The organism is Kitasatospora sp. NPDC042419 (assembly GCF_056437345.1).
Genome location: NZ_JBWKAW010000045.1, coordinates 1 through 21,379 on the forward strand (window position 1 = coordinate 1; position 21,379 = coordinate 21,379).

General features: G+C 73.9%; 15 protein-coding genes and 3 tRNA genes. 4 read left to right on the forward strand and 14 right to left on the reverse strand.

Annotated features, from left to right (window positions below):
- Positions 1-127: 127 nt before the first annotated feature.
- A complete protein-coding gene (locus AC067J_RS40910) occupies positions 128-1,051 on the forward strand; it encodes a hypothetical protein (protein ID WP_478307894.1) in 924 nt (307 codons plus the stop codon).
- Between the two features lie 394 nt (positions 1,052-1,445).
- On the opposite strand, the gene AC067J_RS40915 is transcribed toward AC067J_RS40910, so the two are convergent.
- The 3 genes from AC067J_RS40915 to AC067J_RS40925 all read right to left on the reverse strand — a co-directional run bounded on the left by AC067J_RS40915 (position 1,446) and on the right by AC067J_RS40925 (position 4,019).
- Positions 1,446-2,720, reverse strand: coding sequence for a GNAT family N-acetyltransferase (locus tag AC067J_RS40915; RefSeq protein ID WP_478307895.1), 1,275 nt, complete (start codon positions 2,718-2,720; stop codon positions 1,446-1,448).
- A 408-nt stretch (positions 2,721-3,128) separates the two neighbouring features.
- On the reverse strand, positions 3,129-3,461 hold the full coding sequence (locus AC067J_RS40920) for a hypothetical protein (RefSeq protein ID WP_478307896.1): 333 nt from the start codon (positions 3,459-3,461) through the stop codon (positions 3,129-3,131).
- A gap of 222 nt (positions 3,462-3,683) precedes the next feature.
- Positions 3,684-4,019: a hypothetical protein gene (locus AC067J_RS40925; protein WP_478307897.1), complete on the reverse strand. Its 336-nt coding sequence runs from the start codon at positions 4,017-4,019 to the stop codon at positions 3,684-3,686.
- A gap of 563 nt (positions 4,020-4,582) precedes the next feature.
- On the opposite strand from AC067J_RS40925, the gene AC067J_RS40930 reads away from it, so the two are divergent.
- The gene (locus AC067J_RS40930; protein ID WP_478307898.1) at positions 4,583-5,080 is read left to right on the forward strand and encodes a hypothetical protein; all 498 of its coding nucleotides are present in this window, start codon (positions 4,583-4,585) and stop codon (positions 5,078-5,080) included.
- Positions 5,081-5,140: 60 nt separating this feature from the next.
- Here AC067J_RS40930 and AC067J_RS40935 read toward each other — a convergent pair whose 3' ends face one another.
- From AC067J_RS40935 to AC067J_RS40980, 10 genes are all read right to left on the reverse strand, one after another.
- Complete coding sequence (locus tag AC067J_RS40935) at positions 5,141-6,034, reverse strand: hypothetical protein (RefSeq protein WP_478307899.1); 894 nt, start codon at positions 6,032-6,034, stop codon at positions 5,141-5,143.
- Positions 6,035-6,430: 396 nt separating this feature from the next.
- Complete coding sequence (locus AC067J_RS40940) at positions 6,431-6,568, reverse strand: hypothetical protein (protein ID WP_478307900.1); 138 nt, start codon at positions 6,566-6,568, stop codon at positions 6,431-6,433.
- Positions 6,569-7,001: 433 nt separating this feature from the next.
- Positions 7,002-8,678, reverse strand: coding sequence for a hypothetical protein (locus AC067J_RS40945; RefSeq protein WP_478307901.1), 1,677 nt, complete (start codon positions 8,676-8,678; stop codon positions 7,002-7,004).
- An 817-nt stretch (positions 8,679-9,495) separates the two neighbouring features.
- On the reverse strand, positions 9,496-13,209 hold the full coding sequence (locus tag AC067J_RS40950) for a hypothetical protein (RefSeq protein ID WP_478307902.1): 3,714 nt from the start codon (positions 13,207-13,209) through the stop codon (positions 9,496-9,498).
- 265 nt (positions 13,210-13,474) lie between these two features.
- Positions 13,475-14,014, reverse strand: a complete 540-nt coding sequence (locus AC067J_RS40955; protein WP_478307903.1) for a hypothetical protein — start codon at positions 14,012-14,014, stop codon at positions 13,475-13,477.
- Positions 14,015-14,158: 144 nt separating this feature from the next.
- A tRNA-Glu gene (locus tag AC067J_RS40960) sits at positions 14,159-14,229 on the reverse strand.
- A gap of 89 nt (positions 14,230-14,318) precedes the next feature.
- A tRNA-Asp gene (locus AC067J_RS40965) sits at positions 14,319-14,389 on the reverse strand.
- Positions 14,390-14,407: 18 nt separating this feature from the next.
- Positions 14,408-14,482: transfer RNA gene (locus tag AC067J_RS40970), tRNA-Glu, on the reverse strand.
- A gap of 666 nt (positions 14,483-15,148) precedes the next feature.
- Positions 15,149-15,931, reverse strand: a complete 783-nt coding sequence (locus AC067J_RS40975; protein ID WP_478307904.1) for a hypothetical protein — start codon at positions 15,929-15,931, stop codon at positions 15,149-15,151.
- Positions 15,932-16,744: 813 nt separating this feature from the next.
- Positions 16,745-17,452 (reverse strand): hypothetical protein, encoded by a 708-nt coding sequence (locus AC067J_RS40980; RefSeq protein WP_478307905.1) that lies wholly within the window; start codon positions 17,450-17,452, stop codon positions 16,745-16,747.
- A 1,088-nt stretch (positions 17,453-18,540) separates the two neighbouring features.
- Between AC067J_RS40980 and AC067J_RS40985 the strand changes: the two genes are divergently transcribed.
- Together AC067J_RS40985 and AC067J_RS40990 are read left to right on the forward strand one after the other, a co-directional pair.
- Positions 18,541-19,038, forward strand: a complete 498-nt coding sequence (locus AC067J_RS40985) for a hypothetical protein (RefSeq protein ID WP_478307906.1) — start codon at positions 18,541-18,543, stop codon at positions 19,036-19,038.
- A gap of 247 nt (positions 19,039-19,285) precedes the next feature.
- Complete coding sequence (locus AC067J_RS40990) at positions 19,286-20,488, forward strand: hypothetical protein (RefSeq protein ID WP_478307907.1); 1,203 nt, start codon at positions 19,286-19,288, stop codon at positions 20,486-20,488.
- Positions 20,489-20,794: 306 nt separating this feature from the next.
- Here AC067J_RS40990 and AC067J_RS40995 read toward each other — a convergent pair whose 3' ends face one another.
- The gene (locus AC067J_RS40995; RefSeq protein WP_478307908.1) at positions 20,795-21,376 is read right to left on the reverse strand and encodes a hypothetical protein; all 582 of its coding nucleotides are present in this window, start codon (positions 21,374-21,376) and stop codon (positions 20,795-20,797) included.
- Between the last annotated feature and the right edge of the window lie 3 nt (positions 21,377-21,379).

A 21,379-nucleotide genomic window follows, 5' to 3' on the forward strand; every position in this document is an offset into this window, starting at 1 on the left:
GCCGGCGAGCGCGTTGTCACCCTTGCGGGGGACGGACACCGACACAGCCCGGTGGATACCCTCGTCAGACTGCACCGTCGGCGCGCAGGAGTGAGGGACGACAACCCGCATGGCTACCGCTGTCTCGGTGAGCGAGAGCGAGTTGCGCACGATGCTGGCCGACCGCAGCGGCCTGGAGGAGGACCTGCTCTTCTTCCCCGTCTACAAGGTGCCGCGCCAGTTCGGTCTGTCCTGGCCACTGAGCACCGAGCAGGCCGAGGACGTGCTGTCCGGCCTTCTCGACCAGCTTCGTCGCGTCCTGCCTGCTCCCCGAGAGGAACGCACGGGCCAGGGGTACGTGTACCTATCCGAGGTCACCGACCGCTACCAGCGCGCCAACACCCGCCGCATCCTCGAGCGTGCCCTCGACCGCGGTATCACCCCGGCGCGCCCGTCTTTCGGCGGCGAGGACTACGACCCGCGCTCGGAACGAGGATGGGGCGCCCGGCCCTCAACCGCCCCCGACTACAGCGGTAAGCCGAACTGGTCCTGGTGGCTCGAGGTTCGCGATGCGGGCACGCGGCCGCTCTACCGGCTGCCCGACCCGTACCTCGGCGAAGGCGAGCCCCCCGTCGACCGCGCGCTCGACCTGCGCGAGGCCACGGGCGATGACACGGCCTACCGCGCTGCTCTGGAAGCTGCAGTCCGTGAGGACCCGCGACAGATCGACTGCTGGGCCCACCTTGGCAGCGAGGCACTCGAGCGCGCCGGCACCGACGCTTTGGCACCGTCCGCGGCCCTGGGCTACTACCAGACAGCTGTCGCCGTCGCCGAACTGTCGCTACCGCCGGCGTTCACCGCAGTCCTGGCCTGGGAGGAGCTGAACAACCGCCCCTTCCACCGAGCCTTGCACGGCCTCGGGCTGACGTGGTGGAGGCTGGGCGAGACGGCGAAAGCGGCCGCCGTCTTCGGCAACAGCCTCTGGACCAACCCCGACGACAACCAAGGCATCCGCTACCTGATCGGACAGGTCAAGGCAGGCGTCCCATGGCATCAAGCCGAGGGGGAATAGAACCGGCAGCGCGCCGCGGTCAGACCGCTCCCCCGAACCACCGGGCATCGAATCAGTCCGCGAGCGGCTGGTGCCCGGCGGCGGCAGCATCGGCTAAACGTCGCACCGCCGGGCCCGTCCAGTGTCGCCTACCCGCCCTGGCCGTTCAGCGGTGGTGGTCGAGGAAGACGCGGGCGCGTTCGTCGAGCCCGGCCGCGACCTGCACGCCGCGGGGCGGAGGTCCGCGGGCAAGGAGCGGACGGCCTGGACGGGTTCGCGCCGAGGATCCAGTGGTGGACGGCCGACTTGTTCGTCCCAAGCTGCTGGCCGCTCTCCGACGCTACGGCGCGGGCGGTGCGGAACCGCATACTCGGCCCCGGGTTACCTCGCGCGAGCGCAGGGGGCGCCGGGATGGTCAGCGGCCGGTGAGCAGGCCGTGGAGAACACCGTTTCGGTATGACGTCCGCGGCGTGAGCGGGCGCACCAGGTGCCGCATCGACGGCTCCGCCGGGTACCTGATCCGCCCGATGGGGATCTCCAGGTCGAGCGGCGCCCCCGGGGGCAGCACGCTGAAGCCGTCGGCCTCGTAGTACGGCGCGAGGTGCGGTTTGTGGGTGTGGATGCCGCCCAGCATCGCCTCGTAGCCCTTGCGGGTGTAGGCGCGGACCAGTTCGTCGACGAGGAGGTGTCCCACGCCCTGGCCGCGTGCGCTGTCGGCCACGGACACTGCCTCCAGTTCCACCAGCTTCCGCGCCAGCGTCAGGCAGAGAGGCCGTCCGGCACCGGCCTCGAGCGCCATCAGCCACTCCACCGGCGGTGTGGCGTGCGCGAGAGCGACGACCGGTCCAGCTGGCCCCTCCTGTGCGACGAGCAGCATGGCGGTGCCGAACTGCTCGGGCAGCCGGAAGCCGGTGCGCATCCGGTCGACGATCTCGCCGGGCATGCGGGGATCGAGGAAGCCCACCGGATCGAGGAGCGCGCGCACCACGTCGGGGTCGTCGTCCGGGCGGGCGGGGCGGATGAGGTACTGATGCTCAACTGGACTGCCGCGGCGCGGGGCCGGGGGGGCAGATCGGCGTTCCGCACGTCGGCGAGAGGCTCGTCCCATGCCACCATTCTGACGCAACACGTCGCTGGGTGAGGCAGGTTGACCGCGGAGGAAGCGCGCGGGCGGTGTCGGTGGCCGCGCGGCCCGGCCCTCCGGCGTGGGCAGGGCGGCCGGATCCAGCCGCGCCGCGTACGCGACGGCCTTGTCGATGTCGCCGAGCTCGCGGTGGATCCCGATCCGGTACAGCGCGCACTGCGCCGACGACAACTCCCCGCCGCCCGGGCCCGGGCGGCGGGCCAGGCGCAGCGCGGTCTGCTCGGCCAGGGCGGCGAACTCTCCGGCGGCGGACGGCAGGCGGGCCTGGGCGGCGGTGTAGGCGGCGGTCAGGGCCACGTGCCAGCCGCGCCCAGGCCGGCGGCGGACAGGCGGGGGGCCGGCCGTCAGCTGGTCATGGGCCTGACGCAGCAGAAGGAGGGCGTCCTCGGCGCGGCCGGTACGGCGCAGCGGGGTCGCGGCCGCCCGCGCCGCCGCGGCCAGCACCACCGGCTGGCCCGAGCAGCGGGCCGCGGCGCCGGCCAGCCCCGCGTACCCGCCCGCCGTCTCGATCGCGCCCTCCTTGACCGCCACCTGGGAGGCGAGCACCCACACCCCGGCGGCGCGGCCTCGCGCGCACCGGCCAGCATCACCGGGAGCACCTGGTGCAGCCGGCCGGCAGCGGTCGGCGGATCCAGGGCAGCATGGGCCCGGCGGCCGGACGGACAGCGCCCCGGGGACCGTCGGGGAAGAGCACGGCGTACGGCGCGGCCGTGCCGGGCCGCAACGCCGGGCCGAAGTCCGGCCGGGCGCCCCTGCCGGCACGGCAGCCCGAGTCACCCCCCGGCACCAAGGTCGGTGGCGGAGGGCGCGTTGCGGAGGGCGCGGTGCGTCGGCGGCCAGGTCGCGGGGCGGCGTACAGACAGCGGCGCGGCAGGAACGGCGCGCGCGTACGTGCGGACGCCGGGCGGAGCTCGTTCGGGCAGCGGGGGCCGAAGGGGCCCGACAACCCACGGTCTACCGGACAGCGTTCACCGGAGCGGACAGGGTGACACCAACGGCCTGTCCCCGCTCCCGTACGGCTTGCAGGACCTCGCGGAGCTCCTCGTGCTCGGGATGCCGGCCGAGGAGCTGATCCGCGTCGATGAGCAGGGTCATGTCGCCCTGGCGAGTATCCGCGAACTGGCCGAACCGCTGCTTGGCGGCAGCAGGCCCCAGTTCACGGCACTCGACGGAGAACAGGGCGCGCCGCAGCTGGGCGAGGAACTCGTCTACGCCCGCCTCTGGTGGCAGCGCCTGATTCCCCCGCCTCAGCGGGCTGATGAAGGCAGCTCCATCTGAACGTCCCATGGCCCGCATTCTTCCCCGGCGGACGGACCGTACGCGCGGGTGCGTCGGACGAGGACCCATAGTGCCCATCACGCCCGGCGGACCGGTCAGCAGGCTGGCGGGCGGTGACTTCCGTGGGCCGACCGAGCACGGACGGGTGATGCCCGGAGCACGGCGGCGGGCCGGACGCGGCACACCGGCTAGGACCGAGACCGTCTCGCGTCCGTTGGCGCCCGCACCTCGTCAGGGGCCCGCGGCCTCGCCCGGGACGCTCAGGGCTTCGAGCTGGCGCACCAGCGCGGTCGCCGTGGCCAGGGACTGGTCCAGGTCCGCCATCGCCGCCGGATCGCGCAGGTCGTCCCCGGCGTGAAGGGCCGCGAGCTCCTTCAGGCTGACGGCAGCCTCGCGGGCCTGGGCCACCTCCGGTCCCAGGCCCGCGTACGTACGCCCTTCGAGTCGGCAGGCGACCTCCTCGGTCTTCTCCTCCACGTCCACCAGCAGCTCGGCCCGGTAGGACAGTTGCCGCAGGCGCACCCTCGGGTCCGGATCGGTGCAGTCGGTGACGACGTCGACGCTCATGCCAGCACTGTAGCGCCGCCGCTCGGCCCCCGGCCGGCAGAGCCGAACGGCGACGGGGCGCGGAGCGCGGGCCGGACCGGCGCACGGCGGGCGTCAGCGGCCGCAGGGGGACGAAGCCGTCCGACAGCGCGGACGCGGCGCCAGGCGGTGGAGAGGACGAGGCTGTCGACGTCTCGTCGCTCGGGCCCGGCACGGGCGTGTACGCCAGGCGCCGGCGCGGCACCGGGGGCAGGGCGGGTACGGAGGCGGGGCGGGTGGACGGGCAGGGTGTAGATGCGCGTCGGCGCCGACGGGAAGCTCGGGTGAGCGGCACCGCCGGTGCCGCGGGGCGGCTCGAGGCTCCGGGGCGGCGGCGGGCGGGCTGAGGGACCGGGCCAGCGGGGAGCAGCATGGCACCGGGGTGGTGTGGGGGCGGGGTGTGTTGGCCGCCCAAGCTCGAGGCGGCACCTGTTCCTCCGCTCGCCCTGCTGGTCGCGCGGTGCTCTGGCCATAGGTTGCTGTCGATCTGTTCGGGCGAGGAAGCTGGAGCGTTGCGCCAACACGAGCAAGATGCGGGAGTCGCGATGGGCCAGGACCACAAGCACCCGGGGCCGACGGTGAAGACCGTTCCGGGTGCCCCGTTCGCGGCGGATCACGATGCCGACATGAGCTTGGCCGCTGATCTCATCGCTGCCCGGCTCGCCAACTGCGAGCCCTGCCAGAAGAGGCTGACCACAAAAGTACTGAAAGGCGACCAGTTGGTCTTGGCCGGCCTGGCCGCTTCTCTGCCTCCCCTGCCTCCGCACCACCTCCGCGAGGGGACCAGGCCCATCTACCCCGTCCTGCGATCACGCAGCGGCTCTCTGATCCGGGGCATCCTCAGCGCCATGCCACGCAACGCCCGGGCTGATCTCCTCGCCGACGCCGTCGACTACTGGATCGCCAAGATCCCGTCCGCGGAGACCGACAGCCCGCGTGACGAAGCCTCCAGCCTGGTGATCGACCTGCCTGCGCCATCAGGGGCGGAGGAGTTTGCCCACGGCATCGTGGAGATCCGCCGGATCCCCCGGTCAGCTGGGTGATCCTCCCGGGCTCGACCGGTTGAACCGACTCGCCGGCACGAGATTCACTCGACGGGAGCCTCATCGGCGTTCTGACCATCTACCCAACCGCTCGCGGATCGCCCGCCGTTCCGCTTCCTCGCGGGCAAGGGCCTGGCTGTGGACTAGGGGATCGCGGTGGGCCTCGATAGCCCCGCGCACGATCGTCGCCAGGATGTCGGGCGGCAATGCTTCGGCCTGGGTGGTGGCGGTACCTGAGAAGGAGCGTCGGTCGGTCGCCTTCGGCGGGGCGGTCGGCAGATGGTGGATGGCGATCTGCTCGGGGGTGACCGCGACCCGCTCGAACAGCACTTCGGTGTCCGACGCCTCGGCAAACGCAATCACGTCCTCGGCCAGCGAGCTGAACATGTGAACGCCGCTCTGGTCGTAGTCGCCCAGGTGCAGAATCCGTGTTCTCCGCCCTCCTTCCACCGCCCGGACGGCCGCGTCGTGCTTGCCGGCCAAGCCGTCGAACCCGCTGCCGGAGAAACAGGCGATGCCGAACTCAGACCCGATTCGTACCAGTTGAGGAATCATGCCAGCCGTCTCGCACCACAGCTCCAGCCGGACAGGCTGGCCCGCCTGGCGGTCGACACGGTAGTCGTCGACCGCCGCTTCCACAGCCGTGAAGAAGTCTTCAGGGCACGCGAAGGACTGCGGGGCATCCACGGCGATCTGGGTGTCGTCGCGGATCACGTCCCAGGGGATCCGTCCGGAGCGGCGTGCCATGCCGACGTACTCACACATCCGCTTGTAGTCACGCTCGGTCTTCTCCAGCACGCCGTCGCTCAAGAGCACATAGAACAGCTGGCGAAGCGAGACGGGCAGGTGGTCGCGATAGCGGTCGAGGACGGCATCAACCGCGGCCAGCACCCGCTGGGTCTCCCGTTTGGGCCGCCACTGCGGCTGCGGCCCCCGGGGGCGCTTGTTCGGCATCCTGGCCTCCTCCCTTCAAGAGTCCGCCATGGCGTCCTTTCTCTCAAGGAACGGCGACCTGCAGTTTCAACCGGGTGATGGCCCTCGCGTCCGCCCCCTCGAGCCGGTGTCAGGTGTCTCCCGGACTGGTCTTGTGCGGAGCCGGTGGCGGCTGGCTACGGCCCGGGCACGCTCCGGCGGCGTAGCCGGCGAGGTGCGGCGGAGCGTGCCCGGGAGGTGCGGCTCGTCACGCCGGGACGAAGCGGCAGTGGTCAGGTTCGAGAGCGAGGCCGATCGCGCGGCCCGGCGCGGAGCCGGTGAGCCGGCGCAGGGTGGCGGCCGTCGCGGGTGTGTGGGTCCAGTAGGCCCCTGGCCGGTCAAGGAACAGGACGCTGACCTCCGGCGGCCCGGGACGCATCACCCGAACACGAGGAGCGCAGCGCCGGCACCAAGGAGCAACCCGAAGACCGTCAGATGCGTTTCGCCCTTCGCCCAGCCCTCGAGCACCAGCACGCCGGCACCCACCGCAGCCACCAACGCGATGATCGTGATCATGCAAGCCCCCATTCCGTAACGGGTGTGTCAGCTTCCTGCCCACCCTGACGCCCCCTATTGTCTGCCCGCCTCCACAGGCCTCCGCTTCGGCATCTGCAGTGAGCTCGGCCGGCCGATGTCGGCGCCGGGCCAGTCCTCCGACAGCGGCACGGTCGGTGCGGCAGAACCCGCGCCGCAGGCAGGCTGTGGGCCGGACCTCGCGGGGCGCAGCTCTCAGGAACACCTGCCGAGGCTGGACAGGCCAGCCGAGGCGGCCCGTACGCTCCGTCCTCGGCGGCCAGCGCGGTGTTCTTCAGCATCCGGCGGGCTCGCGCGCGCCAGACCTGCGTCTTCTCCCGGCGGTCGGCCGCGCGGTGCGCGCCGAGGCGTCGGCGGCACAACGTCCGGTCGGTAGCCGGGGGTGCGGGCCACGCAGGCGAGCGTTCGTGCCCGGTCACGGTGCCTCGGCGGATGTGGCCTGCGACTGGGCGTCCACCCGCTGCACCCGGCGGGCGAAGACGCACAACGCGGAAGGGTGCACCGGCTCCACGTCCCAGCCGGCCTGCGTCATGCGCTCGGCGAGGATGTCGAGGCAGGGGCCGTGCCACGGGTCGTCGTGCCGGACGGCGCGGCCGTCCTCGAGCCAGTAGAGAGCGACCTGGCCTCCCCCACGGGGCTCGACGGTGTAGCCGCGCTGTTCCCTCTGCGCCTCTGCCGGGTCGGTGATGTCGTGGTGGTCGGTGAGCCGGGCGGCCTGGAGGCGGGTGAGGGCGTGGCGGGCGGCGGTGACGTCGGGGTGCGTGGAGTGCTTCGGTGCGGACCCGGCGGTGATGCCGTCGTGCTCGACGATGACTCCCTCCAGGACGGGCGGTTCCGGGCTGTCATCGGCCGCCTCCGGGGGCAGGGGTACCGGGGCGGCCTGCGCCTGCCTGTTCGCTCTCCAGTCGGCGACGAGGGCGGCGGTGGTGTCCTGGGCGGCGTCGACGCCTTCACGCCAGGACGCGGCGCCGGGCGAGCCCCACTGGTTGGCGATGTGGGCGGGGACTGGGACGCCCCGGTACGCGGTGGGCCGCTCGGCCAGGTCGTGCCTGGGCCGCTGGGTGGGGCGTTCGTCGTTGGGGGCGGTCGTGGGGATCACGGCGGCAGCCTCGGACCGGCTGGGCTCAAGCCCCTTGTTGTAGCTGCCGTCGGCGGTGATCCAGCCGTACCGGGCGCTGTGGAGATCGCCGACGGCGAAGGTGTAGCCGAGGAGGTCCCCGGCGTCGTCCGTGTGGGGCCGAAAGCTGTGCGCGGCGGTCCAGACGCCCGTCATGGCGGCCAGCGCCTGGAGGACGGTAAGCGTGGGGCGGGGCGCCTCCTCCACCGGGGCCTGGCCCCTGGGTGCTGCGGGGCGGGCGGGTTTGACCGGAGACCTGGGAAGGTCGCTGACGGCCTTCGCGATGCCGGACAGTGGCGGAGTGGGTGAGCGGTCGGCGCCGCCCTGGACGGCGTGTGTGTCCGCGCCGGCCGTCTGCTCGCCCTCCTCGGCGAGGGGGGCCTGGTCGGCTCGGTACTGCTCGCGCAGGCTCGCGGCCGCCGTCCTGTCGTTGTCGTAGTGGGCGTTCAGGTCGCACATGGGGGTGCCGTCGTTCAGGCTCATCGTGGCGTACCGGGGACGCCTGGCGGTGCCGCTGGTGAAGACCCACCCGATGAACTTCCCGCCGCGCGGGGTTTCGGTGATACGGCGGAAGTCGCGCGCGGAGGGCTGAAGGGAGCGGGCCAGCTCGATGGCCTGCAGCTCGGTCTCGGACGGGCCCTGGTACGCCTCGGAGAGTGCCTCCTCGACGGTGAGGCGGGTGGGGTCGGCGGGGCGTTCCACGGCGGCGAGGTGGCGGGCGACGTCCCAGCCGAGCGGGGTGAGGAAGTACCCCTCATCACCCCGGTCGTCGGCACCGGGGCCGACGAGCCCGCGGCGGACGAGGGCGCCATGGGTGCCGCCTCCGCTGGCGTTGCTGCGGCGGGCGGTGGAGCCCTGCGGATTGCGCTGGGCCCAGAAGACGATCGCCTCGGTCATCCGGGGTGACATGCCGGCGGTGATCCGTTCGAGGTCGCTCGCGGTGGGCGTCTGGCGGGGAGTTGCGGTGTCGGTCATGGGGCCTCCATGGGCTGCTGGGCGGGCCGTCTGCCCGGAGTCGGCGGGGTCGAGCACCCCCGCAAGCGCTTAATTATTGCATGACATTCCACGCATTTGCAAGATTTAAGCTTTCTCCCTGACGAGGCATCGCCCGGCGGGACAAGATGCACGGCAGCCAGAATCCGCCCGTCCACCGCAGCGGCCCGGGCCGGATCGGCGGGGCCGTGAGAACACGCCGGGAGTCACTGACGACCCGGCGAACGGTTCAGGGGGCCACCCCTCGGCGAAGGCCTGAGCTGCCCCCGCTGCCCTTCCTCCTCCGCGATCCGGTCGGCAAGAACCGGGCGGTCGATGTACAGAGCGACGGCGGCGAGGACCAGGCGCGGCGCTGAAGCTCGGTCGGGTCGAGCGCCTCGACCTCCCACTGGACCGGCTGGCCGGCAACAAGCCCGTACCGGCGGGCGATGTCGGCGGCGCGGTCCACGATGCTCGTCCCCCTCGCGCCGGTGCCGGGTGCCTCCCCGGGCGCGGACTCGTGCGAAGTCGGCGCTGGCGCGGGACCGGCCCGGCCAAGCCGTGGGCGGCCCACTCACGACGCCGGCTGAGGACGCGGGAAACGGAGCGGCGGCCGAGCGCGCCCCCGCCGTGCCGAGCCCGCGGCGGCAACCGAGCCGGCGGGCAGGCCACCGGTGCTGGACGACCTCGGCAAGCGGGGCGACGGGGCCCGGCCTGAGCGAGGCATGCACGAGGCGCCCCGGCGGTCCTGAGGGTCCGCCCGGCGCGCGTCCGCCTCGGCAATGACCGGCCCAGGGGGTTGCCGACCCTCGCACGGAGATCAGATCTGGGCGGCGTCGACCTCGCCGGCGTCGATCAGAGCACGGCGCAGCTGCTGTGCCTCAGCCGGGCGTTCACTCTCGGGGAGCGCCATGGCGGCTTCGAGGAGCGCCCGGGCGTGCTGGCGGACCTGGGCGTCGTGCCAGGGGATGGCGGCGGGGTTGGCGAGGAGTTGTACGACCAAGAGGTGGGCGTCGCTGCTGGCCGGGTGGCTGGCGGCGCGTTCGGCGACGAGGCCGGCGTCGGTGAGAGCCGGCGTGTGCTCGGCGCTGCGCCGGGTCAGCTCCAGCCAGACCTCGTCGTCGAGGGTGGTGAAGGCGAAGGCGCCGGCGCCGGCGAGCGCGCCGGACGGCAGGCCGGCACCGAGGGCGGTCTGCCACCAGGAGGTTGCCGCGTCCAGAGCGGTGTGGGTGGCCGGCGTGAGAGGTGCGGCACCCGGGCCGAGGCGGCGAGGGGTGAGGGCGGCGAGGGCCTCGAGGAGCCGGGAAGCCGCTGCGGCGCCGTCCGCGCCGTCGACCAGGGCCGGCCAGGCCGTCTCCGGGCCGCCGAGGACGTCCGTCCAGCCGGTCAGCACGGCGTGCGCGACGTGGCCGGCCGCTCCTGGGGTGTGCTCGCGGAGGGCCTGGAGGAGCTGATCGCGGTCGAGAGCGGTGAGCAGCCCGGGGTCGGGCGAGCCCCAGCGCAGCCACGCGGCGCTCACTGGCGGCCGGTGGCTGGTGAGCTCGTAGAGCTCGGGGTGGGCGGCGGTGAAGTCGGGGGCGTGCTTGTGGAGGGTAGGCAGGTGGACGCCGATCGTGGTGGCGACGGCGTCTTGGTCTGCGTGTTCGGCAAGGACGTCGGCGAGCAGGTCGAGGATGTCGTGGGGCATCGTGCCAGCGGTGCGGGCTTGTTGCGCGGCGTACTCGAGCAGGCACCCGAGCGCGCGGATGGCCGGGTCGGAGCCGAGCAGGACCGGGGCCGGGTCCGATCCTGCGTCCGCGCCGTCCTCCTCGGCGGCGCTGGTGGCGGTCGGGTTCCGGTCCGCAGCAGGTACGGGGTGGGTGAGGGGGTCGGCGAGGTGGTGCAGGTGGGCCAGGGCGGCCGGCAGGGCGTCCTCGAGGTCGGCGCCGGTCCGCCACGCGTGGGCGAGGAGGTCGAACAGGGCCTGGTCGGCGAAGTCGGCCGCGGTGGCCCGCCGGATGCCGGCGGGCCGGTCGGGCAGGGACCGGCGCAGGGCGAGGGCCGCGGCAACCGCGGGTGCAGGACCGTCCGGGAGGGTGCCGGGGTAGCGGACTGCGGTGGCGGTGGCAGCGAGGTAGAACGCGCCCAGCTCCGGGCCCTTCAAGGCGTCGAGGACCGCGGGCACGTCCTTGGTCCACGCGGCAGGTTCGGCGTCGACGAGGCGGTGCAGCACGATCGCGTAGCCGTCCGCGCCGGCGTCCCCGGCCGCGGCGAGCGCGGCGGCGGCCGTGAGCGGCCCGCCGGTGGCGGCCAGTTGGAGGACGTCGTCCTCGTCGAGCGCGAGGCGGGCCGTGAACGGCTCGGGGACGGCGCCGGCTCGGGGGTCGGCAGGCCCGGCGGGCTCGAGGCAGCGCAGCGTGGCAAGGAGCGGTTCGAATCCGGCCAGCAGCCGGGAGGGCAGGATCGGGGACCAGTCCCATACCCGCAGCCAGGAGGCGAGCGGCTCCGCGTTGCCGTCGACCGGGCTGGCGCCGGCGGGCAGAACCTGGTCGATCTCGTGGGCGTCGGGCGGCACGCCGAGCGCCGAGCGGATCTGCTGGTCGACGGTGTCGGTCCGGTCGGCGGGCGGGTTCTTCAACAGCAGGGCCACCAGCCGGGCTCCCTCCGGGGACGGGCGGTCGGCCAGCAGCCGGCCGGTGAGCTCGACCGCCTGGTCCCACCACTCCCCCACCTCGGCGCCCGCGGTGTCGGCTCCGGCGGCCCCGGGGTGCTCACTGTCGGCGGGCTGGCCGGCGGTCAGATGGGCAGCCAGGAGCCGGTCGTGCAGGCGTTCGTCCGCGGCCCCGATCCTCGGCCACGCGCGAAGGCGTTCGCCGAGCGGGATGCCGGCGTCGGCGTCCGCCGCGGCGAGGTCGAGCACGGCCCGGGCCAGGAGCGGGCCGAGGTAGGCGTTCGGGTCGTCGATCCGGATGCCTGCCAGGTCGGCGCCGAAGACCGTCTCCCGGGACGCGTCGGGTGTCGCTTCGAGGTCACGGCGCAGCAGGCCGGCGAGCGCGTTACGCAGCGGGCGGGCCCAGCCGAACGGCTTCCGGCCGGTGGGGTGGGCGGCGGCCACCAGCTCCTTGAGCAGCCCGGCGATGTCGTGTCCGGGCAGTCGGCCGGCCCGCTCACGGGCGACCGTGGCCTCCAGCTCCTCCTCGGCGAACGCGGCATCGATCGCGGCAGCGGCGTCTGCGGCCCCGGCCGCGTCATCCGGGTCGGCGGCGCGGTCCAGGGCGGCCTTCGCACGTTCGATGGCAGCGTGCAGGGACTGGGCGCCGGTGTGCTCGGCGTCCACCGCGTCCTTCAGGAGCTGCTCGGCCACCATCAGCCAGTCCCCGTCCCGGTCCGCGACCGGGAGCGTGCGGGCCCAGCGGGCCGCCAGCCGGCGCGTCCAGCCCGCGGGCACGCCGGTCCTCTCCGGCGCGATCACGTACGGGAGGAGGAGGCGGACCTCGGCCGGGCCGAGGGCACGGGCCAGGGCCAGGCGCAGCAGGGCGTCGAGCGCGCCGGGGCCGGAGGCGGCGATGTCCTGGACGCGGCCGGACAGCCACTGGCCGACGACGGCCGGGCCGGTGGCAGCGAGGTGTTCGAGGAACGGGGCCGCCGGCCAGGCGGTGGTGGTCTCATCGGGCAGCAGCAGGTGCGGTGCGTGCTCCTGCAGGACGCCCAGCCACGCCGGCGCCGGCTGGGAGGTGAAGAAGTACGCGGCGTTGCGCGGGTCGGCCCAGCCGGCCAGTTCCAGCGCCTGCGCCTGGCCGGGGTCCTTCAGGGCGGTGAGCTCGAGGACGCGGGCGGCGCGGCCGGGCAGCGGCACCAGCAGCTCCCGGGCGGCGGAAAGAAACTCGCGGTACAGGGCGGAGGCCCGGCCGATGCCGGAGGCGCGGCCATGGAGCGGGCCCGAGGCCCTGCCGTAGACGTCGCCCCACACATCCAGGGCCTGTTCCTGGTGGCTTCCCAGGGCGATGCCCCACAGTCGCTCGGCGATCGACTGGGCTCGCCGACGGTGGTAGCCGCCGGGGTGATTCACCTCCCCGCGCAGCACCTGCGCAGCTTCCTGGACCGCCTCCCATGCCTTGCCGGCGTCGTCGGATGCCGGCGGGACCGACGGCGCCGGCTGAGTGTCCTGGCCCTGTTCCCTTCCGGGGTCGGCCGTCGCCGCACCGTCACGCCGGGCACGGACGGCGGTCCGCTTCAACTGCTTGCCGTAGCGGTTGAGTTGGGTGAGCAGCATCTCGGCCGCGCCCTTGAGGCCCTCGAACTCGGGCTTCTTCCCGGTGTCGGGGTCCCGCTGTTCGGCGAGCTTGAGCAGGGCGTCTGCCGCGCCGCGCACGCACGTCTCCGCTACCTCGCCGGCCTGCTGCAGGCCGGCGGCGCCGCTCAGGATCCGATGCGCGTCCCGCAGCAGCCCCAGCGCGCGTTCCCCCGGCTCGCCCTGAGCGGCCATGGCCGCGGCCAGGACGTCGTCGACCACGGGCAGTTCGTCATCGCCGGCAGGCGGCATCTCGGAGGTCACCCGCACACCGTAGATCCCGGCGGGCCACGCGCGGAACGAAACCTGCAGCGCCGTCCCCGGCAGCCGGGGGCGGCCGAATCTTCCGCTTGGTGCACTCGGCAGGGGTCCCGGCCGGGCCGCCCGTCTCCCGCACGACGTCGTCGAGCGGGAGAAGCGCGCAGGCGAGGTGGGCCGGCGGCGTGTGAGAAGGAGGTGGGTCGGCCTTCGCATCGGGTCGATGCCGGTTGGCCCGGGGATGCGATTCCCCTGGGCCGCCCCGGCCCTCTCACCGGGCCTTGAGGGTCTTGGCCCAGTGGGCGAGGGCCATGAAGTCGTCCGGCTCAAGGCCGGTGTCCGGGAGGGTGTCGTACGGCAGGGCGGGGCCGGTGTGGTTCCGGGCGATGTAGTCGCGGTCTGCCTCACCGATCTGGTCGTCGACCCACGCGAACGGCCGGCCGGCGGCGTAGCGGACGATGTCGGCGGTCTTGAAGTAGGTGCCGTCCAGGGGGAAGGAGTCGAGGGCGCTCCAGGTGATGACCGGAAGGCGGGGGAGGCCGATCACCGGGCCGATGAAGCGGTTGGCGTCATCCTCCCAGGTGGTGGCCCACACCAGGTCGAAGGGCAGGTCGAGGAGGTCGGCGCCGTGGTCGGCGTTCAGCCACACCGGAAGGTCCGGGACGTCGCTGTCGAGCAGGTGGGGGTGCTGGTTGATCCACGCCTGGGGGCGCATGTCGTGCCGGTGGTAGCCGGGCGGCATGCGGCCGGGAGGGGCCTGGAAGGGGTTGAGAACGCCGTCGACGTCGAGGAGGAGGAGCGGCTTGGCCATGGGTACGAGTACTCCTGATCAGGTGGGATACAGGTAGCGGTTCGGCGATCACGCCCTGGAGGGCGATCACGGCGGGCGCCGTGGGCGCAGCGGTGGTGGTGGAAGATGGTGGCGCCCCTCCAGGGGAGGGAGGGGCGCCGTCTGTACTCCTGCGGGGACTCGAACCCCGTTCTCCGGCTTGAAAGACCGGCGTCTTACCCATGGACGACAAGAGCCCGGCTCTCCGCCGCGGACTCGAACCGCGATCACCGGCTCGGGGGCGACCCGGCCAGCGTGCTGCCTGCTGCACCAGCGGAGAATGGAGCGCTCCTGCGGGGACTCGAACCCCGTTACCCGGACTGACAACCCGGTGCCCTACCTATGGACGACAAGAGCCTGCGATGTGGTCGTGCGTACCCTTGGCGGGATTCGAACCCGCGGTCTCCCCACTGAGAACGGGGCGAGCTAACCGGACTACTCCACAAGGGCCTTCCGGCGCCGGACCGGGGACCAGATCAGGTAGGACCCCCGCGCAGAGGGCTTGCCCATCACCTTCCCCGGCCGACGGCCGGGCCGTTCGCGGTCCCTCCCCAGGGGCCGCGAACGGCGCGTGCTCAGGCCAGGCTCCGCTGGGGACGCGTCGCCATCCTGCAGGCACATCAGAGCCACCGGGCGGGACGACATCAGCCTCACGACCCGCCATCCCGAACCCCCGATGACTCTTAAATATTACAACCATGGCTCCGTGCCTGCAACATTAAAGCGCTTCGTGAGGGGTGCCCCGCCGGGGGCCGCGAACTTCCCGTCCAGGTCGCCACGTACGGACCCGGCGGCGCCGGGAACACCCGCCTCGCCGTCCGCCAGCAGGTCGGCACGGTGCGCCGAGGCGTCGAGCTCGGACGTGGCGGGGCTGGGCGCGCACCCGTGTGCTGGTCTGCGACGTGGTCCGCCCAGGGGCCGCGGCCGGTGCGGACCGTGGCGAAGGGCGCGCCCGCGGCCCACGCGCCGAGGCCGGCCACGTCCGGGTCGGTGAGCTCCACGAGTGCGCGTAAGTGCCCGCGGGGACTAGGGCAGCGTCTTCGGCTGCCTGTTACACCTCGGCGGTCCGGGCCCGCGGGACGTCACACCGGTCCAGGACGGTGGTCTGCATGCCGTTCACCCGCGGATCGCTTCGGTGCCGGCGGCGCGGTCGAGGAACGCGGCGAGCTCGCCCGCGGCCGCCGGGTCGGCGGCGGTGAGGCGGACCGTGAACGCCAGCTCGTCCACGGCGGCGCCCGGGGCCAGGCGGCCGAGCGCGGCGAGCAGCGCCGCGTGGGCGAGAACGGGCTGCGGCAGGAGGGCGGCAGCGGCCTCGCGCGCGGCCGGATCCGCGTAGTGGCCGACATGCACGGCCAAGGCGCGGGCGAGCCAGGCATCGACGTCGGCCTGAATGTAGGAACCGGCGCGGCGGGTGAGCTCGTCGCGGACCGCCTCGTCGCCCTCGCGCGGATCGGTCTGCTCAAGGGTGCCGAGCTCGCGCAGCGCCTGGAGCTCGTCGGCGCGGGCCGCAACCCGGGCGGCTTCGCGCAGTTCGGCTTCCCGCGCGGCGGCGGCCGCGGCCTCGGCGGCGAGCTCGGCGCGGACGACGTCGTCGGTGTCCGGGTCGTAGACGGTCCCCGCGGGCAAGGCGGTGAGCAGCCGGCTGATGCGCTCCCACTCCGCGAGCTCGGCGGGTCCCCGCTCGTCGCCGGCCAGAGCCTCGTGCCTCGAGTCCAGCCGGACCTCGAGGAGAGCGTCCTCAAGGGCAGCCGCGACGGCGAGGGCGTCCATGCCCTTCGCACGGCGGCGCACGGCGCGGCGGCCGACGCGGGCCTGGTCGACCGGCTCACGGGGCAGGGCAACGCGCGGGGCCAACGGGAGGCGCGCCGTACGCCGGGGCGGCAGGTGAGAAGTCATCATCGGCCTCACAATCGCGTGCTGCGGAGTCACAGGCGAACCACCAACCGCGGCGCGGTCCGCCCGCGAGGAATCTACCGGCCGCACAGAGGAAACCCGCCCGCCGGCCCACGCGTTGACACCAGCGCCGTCCCCACCCCCTCCCGACACGACCGGACGGTGGTCACACCACGAACGGGGTCCCATGCGACGGACAGCGGGACGCCTTCGCCCCCCCCGGCGACGCCGGCGGGTGTCGAGGAGCGCGGATGCGACGTGGGTGACGGCAGCAGCGCGGGAACGACGGTCCTGGGCGATGCCGATCCCCGGGGCCTGCTGCGCCCAGGCCCCAGAGGAGCAGCAGCCTCCCGCTCGGACAGCCGGACTCGGGCCGGTGCCGGCCGGGAGACACCGTCACGCTACCGACCGGCATGCAGATCCCCCCGCAGCACACCACCAGAGCGCACGGCCACCGCCCGGACGGCTCCCCTCTAACGCCGCCCCCGCGAACAGAGCCGGCAGCCGAACGGCACCGCTCCTCCGGGGGCCTGTAGTGGCGGCGCCTTCTCGCTCGGCCGCGCCGGAAGGAACCGCCGCAGGGGCGAGGGGCAAGTCCTGCCGCCGAGCCCGCCCCGACCGCCGTACACACCTGGCCGGACCTCAGCAGCCGCCGCCCCAATACCCGGAAGGCAGCCGGTCCCAACCGCACCCGCGGACCGCGGTCACGGCAGCCGGAACCACTCAGGCCCGGGCACCTGCAGGCCGGTCCCTGGACGGCCGGGGACGGCAGGCGCCGAGCGCGCAGGCGGGGCCCGGACCTTCCTGCCGTTGCGGTCTTCAGCCCCGACGCGGCGCCTCCGTCTCAGGCTCGGGGAGCAGCGCGGCGAGTGGTGAGCGCCGCCCCTTCTCCACGTCGCGCAGCCGCTCCCAGTCGACTTCGGGGTGGGCGGGGACGACCGCGTCGACGGACGCCGTGGTGTAGAGGGCGACGTCGACGGCACCGGCCCGGCTCGTGCCGAACTGGACCTCGATCGACTGCGGGGAGATGACCCAGCCGAGCCGCACCATCCAGTCCCAGTCGGCACGGCGTACCCGGAGCCTGGCAGCGGCCTGCTCGGGTCCCAGCGGGGTGTCAGCGGCGACCAGAGCCGCCAGGTCCTCACGGCGGCAGACCTCCTCGACCTGGCCGGGGTGGTGCAGCGTCCCGTCCGGGTTCGCGCTCAGGTTGGCCAGCAGGCCGCGGTCGACGAACCGCCGCACCACGAACGCCGTCACGTGCGCCCGCTCGCCGTACGAGGTCGGGTTCGGGGTCCCGAGCGCGTCGGCGATCCGGTCCGCCGCCGCACCGCCGGAGACCGGCGTCTCAGGCATCGACGCCCTCACGGTGCCGGCGTCCAGCGCCTCGAGGGCCGACCGCGACCACTGCCCGGCGGAGGCGTCCGGGGCCGGGACGATCCCGGCGTGCCGTGCCCACCGGAACACCGTCACCGGCACCTTCAGCCGCTGGGCGGCCTGGCTCTCGTCGTACTCGGTCCGCCGCGCCATGGGATCACCTCTCGTTCGTTCACCGTTGGTGACAGACAGAACATGGCAGTACCCCAACGGAGTGTCAAAGTCGCCTAAATGTCGACAAGTTGGAAGAAACCTGAGACGGCGCGGGCGTCGCTCGCGGCTGACGGGCCGACCGCAATTGCGGCGTGCGCGAGCGCCTGATCGACACCGGGCGCTCCTGCGGCCGGCGCAGCGGGGCGGCGAGCACCACCGGGTTGTCCCCGCGACGGGCCACGGCGCTGAGGACGCCATCACCGAGCTCCGCCGATGGCACGACGGCCGGCGATCCGTGCCTGGGGGCATCCAGGTCGTCGCCGGCGCTCCGCGGGTTCCGGGAGCGGACCCGGCCGTCAGAACGCCGAAAACGGGGCCGGCTGGCGGGGCGGTGTGGCGGCGGCGGGGGCGTTGCGGGTGGAGTCGCACGACGCGGCCCGGCTCCGGCACGGCATGACCCGGTCAGCCCCCGCCCCTGCTCGACCCTGCGACGTTCGCGTCTTCCCCGGCGGCCGGGCTGGTCCCGCCGCCACCACCCGGAAGCGTACGGGCGGCCTGCTCAGGAGCGCCGGCCAAGGGTAGGCAGCCCGGCCGAAGTGGCCCGCACGCTCCGGCCGCGGCGAGCGGCACGGCCGTCCTTGAGGATCCCGCGGGCCCGCGCGCCACACCCACTCATCATCAACGCGGCCGGCCTCACGGTGCACCGCGGCCACGCGCAGCACAGCGGCACGGGCCCGGGCCGGGAAGGGCGCGCCCGGCGTCGCAGGCACGGGCGGGATGTCTTCCCGCTCGGCAGCGTCTCCGGAAGAGCGCCCTCCCAAAGGGGCTGCTGATCTGCCACGGCACACCTGCATGCGCGGGGCGTCTGACGTGCTGATTCGACTCAACAGCTGCGGCTGGCGAGCGATTTCGTTACGCTGCCGCTGCGCGCGCAGCATGCTCGCGCAGCCTGACAAGGGGCGGCCTCGGTCGCCCCTTTCGTGTTTCCGGGCCCTGTCGCTAGCGTCGGCGCCCGCCCTGAAGGCCCCGTTCACCTCTGGTGAGCGGGGCCTTCGTCATGTCCGCAACACCCCACGAAGGAGCCCACCGTGCCCCGCTTCGACGACCCCGCTCTGCAGGCCGTCTACGACTACCTCACCGACGGCTGGCCCGCCGGCCGTCGCTCCGGCCGCCCCGACGCTGCTTGGATCGCTGCCCGCGAGGGCCTGGACCTCGGTCTCGGACAGCGCCGGGCCGCCGGGCGCGGCACGGCCGGCCAGGTGCGGCGGCCCCGGCCCGCCACCAGGCAGACGGTCCTGGTCTTCCTGAAGGGCTACGCGCCCACCATGCGCACGGAGTTCCTGCGGACCCAGGCCGCTCGGTGGGCCGGTCTGTTGCTGCCCCAGCGGGAGACCGAGAGCTGGATCCGTGCGCTCGGGGTCAGCGCGGCGTCGCAGGCCGCTGACTGCCGGCGCTACGGCATCGGGATTGCAGCAATGGACACGGTTCTCGACGGTCACCCCGCGCGCCGCTGGCTCCGCGGCGGTGAGAGCGCCGCAGCCGTACACGCCCGGGCGGCCGCGGCAGGCATCACCCTGCCCTCGTGAGGCGGTCGGCCGTTGCGGCCGAACGGGAACGGTTACCTCGTCAGCCGTCGGGGCCCTGTGCGACGGCCGACGGTGTCCGCCGCTGCGTGCAGCAGGGTTCGGTATGCGGCGGCGGGAGCGCCAGGGCAGCCGGCGCCTTCGCCCCTGTCGCGCGAAGTCCCCGCGGCGACGCCCGGTCGGCCAGGAGCCGGAGCAGCGAAGGGGGACACCGCTACCGTGCCCAGTTCGGGCGGGCTTCGGTTCCCCTGTGGTGCGCGGTCGCGGGGTGAGGGTGCTGGGAGAATCGCTGCCCCGGTTGTTCGTCAGCGAGGCAGGCCCCATGTTCACCGACTATCACCGCCGCAAGGGCGGCGCTCCCGAGCTCGGCGCCTCGTCGCCGGGACAGCGCGGTCCGTTCGGGGTGTTTCCGCAGCCCGGCGAGGCCGGCCCGGTCACCGAGGAGCGGCCGGCGCTGGAGCGGTGGCTGGTGGGCGCGGGTGAGGGGCATCCGGTGGCCGGATGGCCGGGTGAAGCGGAGCCGGCGGTCGCCGCCGCCGCGCTCGCTCTCGAGGACGTGCTCGAGAGTGTCGACCACGTCGCGGACGAGGATCCGCGTTGGCGCGGTAAACGGGTCGAGTTCGCGGGCCTGCGCAGCCATGGCCAGCTGCTGGAGATGCGCGGCGAGTTCGTCGTCGCCCGCGCGCTGGCCGGGGCGGGCATCCCGTTCACGCTCGGCAGGCCCGGCATCCCGAACCCCGACTTCCTCCTTGCCCGCGCAGGCGCAGGGGACAGCCCTGTGGCGGGGCTGGAGGTGACGGCCGTCAGCCCGCAGGGCATCAGCGCGCTCGCCGAACGCATCGAGGCCGAGCAGGGGGCCGGGGATGTGCGGGTGGAGCTGGAGTTCAGCGCCTATCCGTCCCGGCTGCGGGATGAGGTGGCCGAGCAGGTCCTGGACGCGGCCCGCCGTCAGTCGGCCGTGCTGGATTGCGGCGGCCAGGCGGCCGCCGTGGTGGTGGTCGCAGTCGAGGACCCGAAGAACGTCGTCCCGCTGGAAATCACAGTCCGAGCCCGCCCCAGGAACGGGCCGCTGACATGGCAGGTGAGCGGCGGGGAGCTGCAGGGGCCGCTGGCGTCGGCCGAGTACGCCGTGTTCCAGGCCGGGCGCGGGGCGGCGAAGGGGGAGCAAGGGCGGTCGCTGGACGGGGCGCCGGTTGTCCTGGCCGTCGACATCTCCCGCTACGGCGCCGCCTGGATGCGGTCGGCCCCAGTGTGGGCCGGCCGGCTCGCCGCCAGCGAGCACTTCGGCGCCGACTACCCGTTCGCGGCAGTGGCCGTCTTCCGCCAGAGCCTGGAGACACCGGACGTCCTCGAAGCGGCCGTCGGAATCCCCGCCCACCTCTCCCCCGGCACACGCCAGACGGTCGTGGAGCTGTGCGAGCACCTCGGCTGGACCTACACCTCCGCCACCTAACCCACGTCCACGTCCATCCCGGGACGGCGCCGTTCCCGGCGGGCAGGCGGCACGCCGCCCGGCGGCCCCAGAACACGCTGCCGAGGCGGCGCCGGGGTCAGGGGGCTGGGCGTGGGGCCGGGGTGGTGCGGCGGGCGCAGGCGGTGATGGCGGGCAGGTCCGGCCGGCGGGCGGCAGCGGCCGCCGGCGAGCGGTCAGGTCCCGCAGATGCGGGAGCTGGGCCGGGAGGCGCGGCGGATCGATGCGCCGATGGGCGCGGCCGAGCACTGCGGGAGCATGTACGGCCGCTGACCCGCCGCCGGAGGCTCAGAGGTCCAGGAACTCGTAGTGGGAGAGGCGGACTTCGGCGGCCTGTTTGGTCATTCCGAGGGCCTCGGCGATCTGCGGCAGGTCCGCCCTGTCGCGTCGGCTGACGATCCGAGCCGCGACGGGCCCGGCTTCCGCGACGATCGTCTCCAGGAGGCCCACGGCACGCAGTACGGCGAGCGGCTCGTCGTCGACGAGTTCATCGAGGAGCTGGGGCAGGCGGCGCAGCAGCGCGGTCAGTTCGTCGGGCAGCGGCACCGTTCGGGCGGCCACCTGGTCCATGTGGGACTTCCAGTCCCGCTCGGGCCCAGTGGTGTCGTGCGCGTCAGCACCATCGCGGCTGACGAGGTCCCAGTCGATCGGAACGGTCTTCTCGCCGCGCCAGCCGCACGAGCAACGGCCCCGCATGCTCGTCGCGGTCAGGCTGCGGAGCTCGCCGTCGTACGCGTCCCAGTCCGTCGTCTCGTGGACGTGGCCACCGCTGCCCAGGTCGAAGTAGACCGGGCCCGGCTCGCTGCCGTCGGCCAGCAGCACTCCTACCGTGCCCTCGTGCGACTCGAACCCGCCACGCTGCCAGCTCATCCG

Coding starts and splice junctions, on each gene's coding strand:
- AC067J_RS40955 (WP_478307903.1), bottom strand. CDS start 14,014: ATGGCCAAGCCGCTCCTCCTCCTCGACGTCGACGGCGTTCTCAACCCC.
- AC067J_RS40930 (WP_478307898.1), top strand. CDS start 4,583: ATGGGCCAGGACCACAAGCACCCGGGGCCGACGGTGAAGACCGTTCCG.
- AC067J_RS40945 (WP_478307901.1), bottom strand. CDS start 8,678: ATGACCGACACCGCAACTCCCCGCCAGACGCCCACCGCGAGCGACCTC.
- AC067J_RS40995 (WP_478307908.1), bottom strand. CDS start 21,376: ATGAGCTGGCAGCGTGGCGGGTTCGAGTCGCACGAGGGCACGGTAGGA.
- AC067J_RS40975 (WP_478307904.1), bottom strand. CDS start 15,931: ATGATGACTTCTCACCTGCCGCCCCGGCGTACGGCGCGCCTCCCGTTG.
- AC067J_RS40920 (WP_478307896.1), bottom strand. CDS start 3,461: ATGGGACGTTCAGATGGAGCTGCCTTCATCAGCCCGCTGAGGCGGGGG.
- AC067J_RS40925 (WP_478307897.1), bottom strand. CDS start 4,019: ATGAGCGTCGACGTCGTCACCGACTGCACCGATCCGGACCCGAGGGTG.
- AC067J_RS40935 (WP_478307899.1), bottom strand. CDS start 6,034: ATGCCGAACAAGCGCCCCCGGGGGCCGCAGCCGCAGTGGCGGCCCAAA.
- AC067J_RS40940 (WP_478307900.1), bottom strand. CDS start 6,568: ATGATCACGATCATCGCGTTGGTGGCTGCGGTGGGTGCCGGCGTGCTG.
- AC067J_RS40980 (WP_478307905.1), bottom strand. CDS start 17,452: ATGGCGCGGCGGACCGAGTACGACGAGAGCCAGGCCGCCCAGCGGCTG.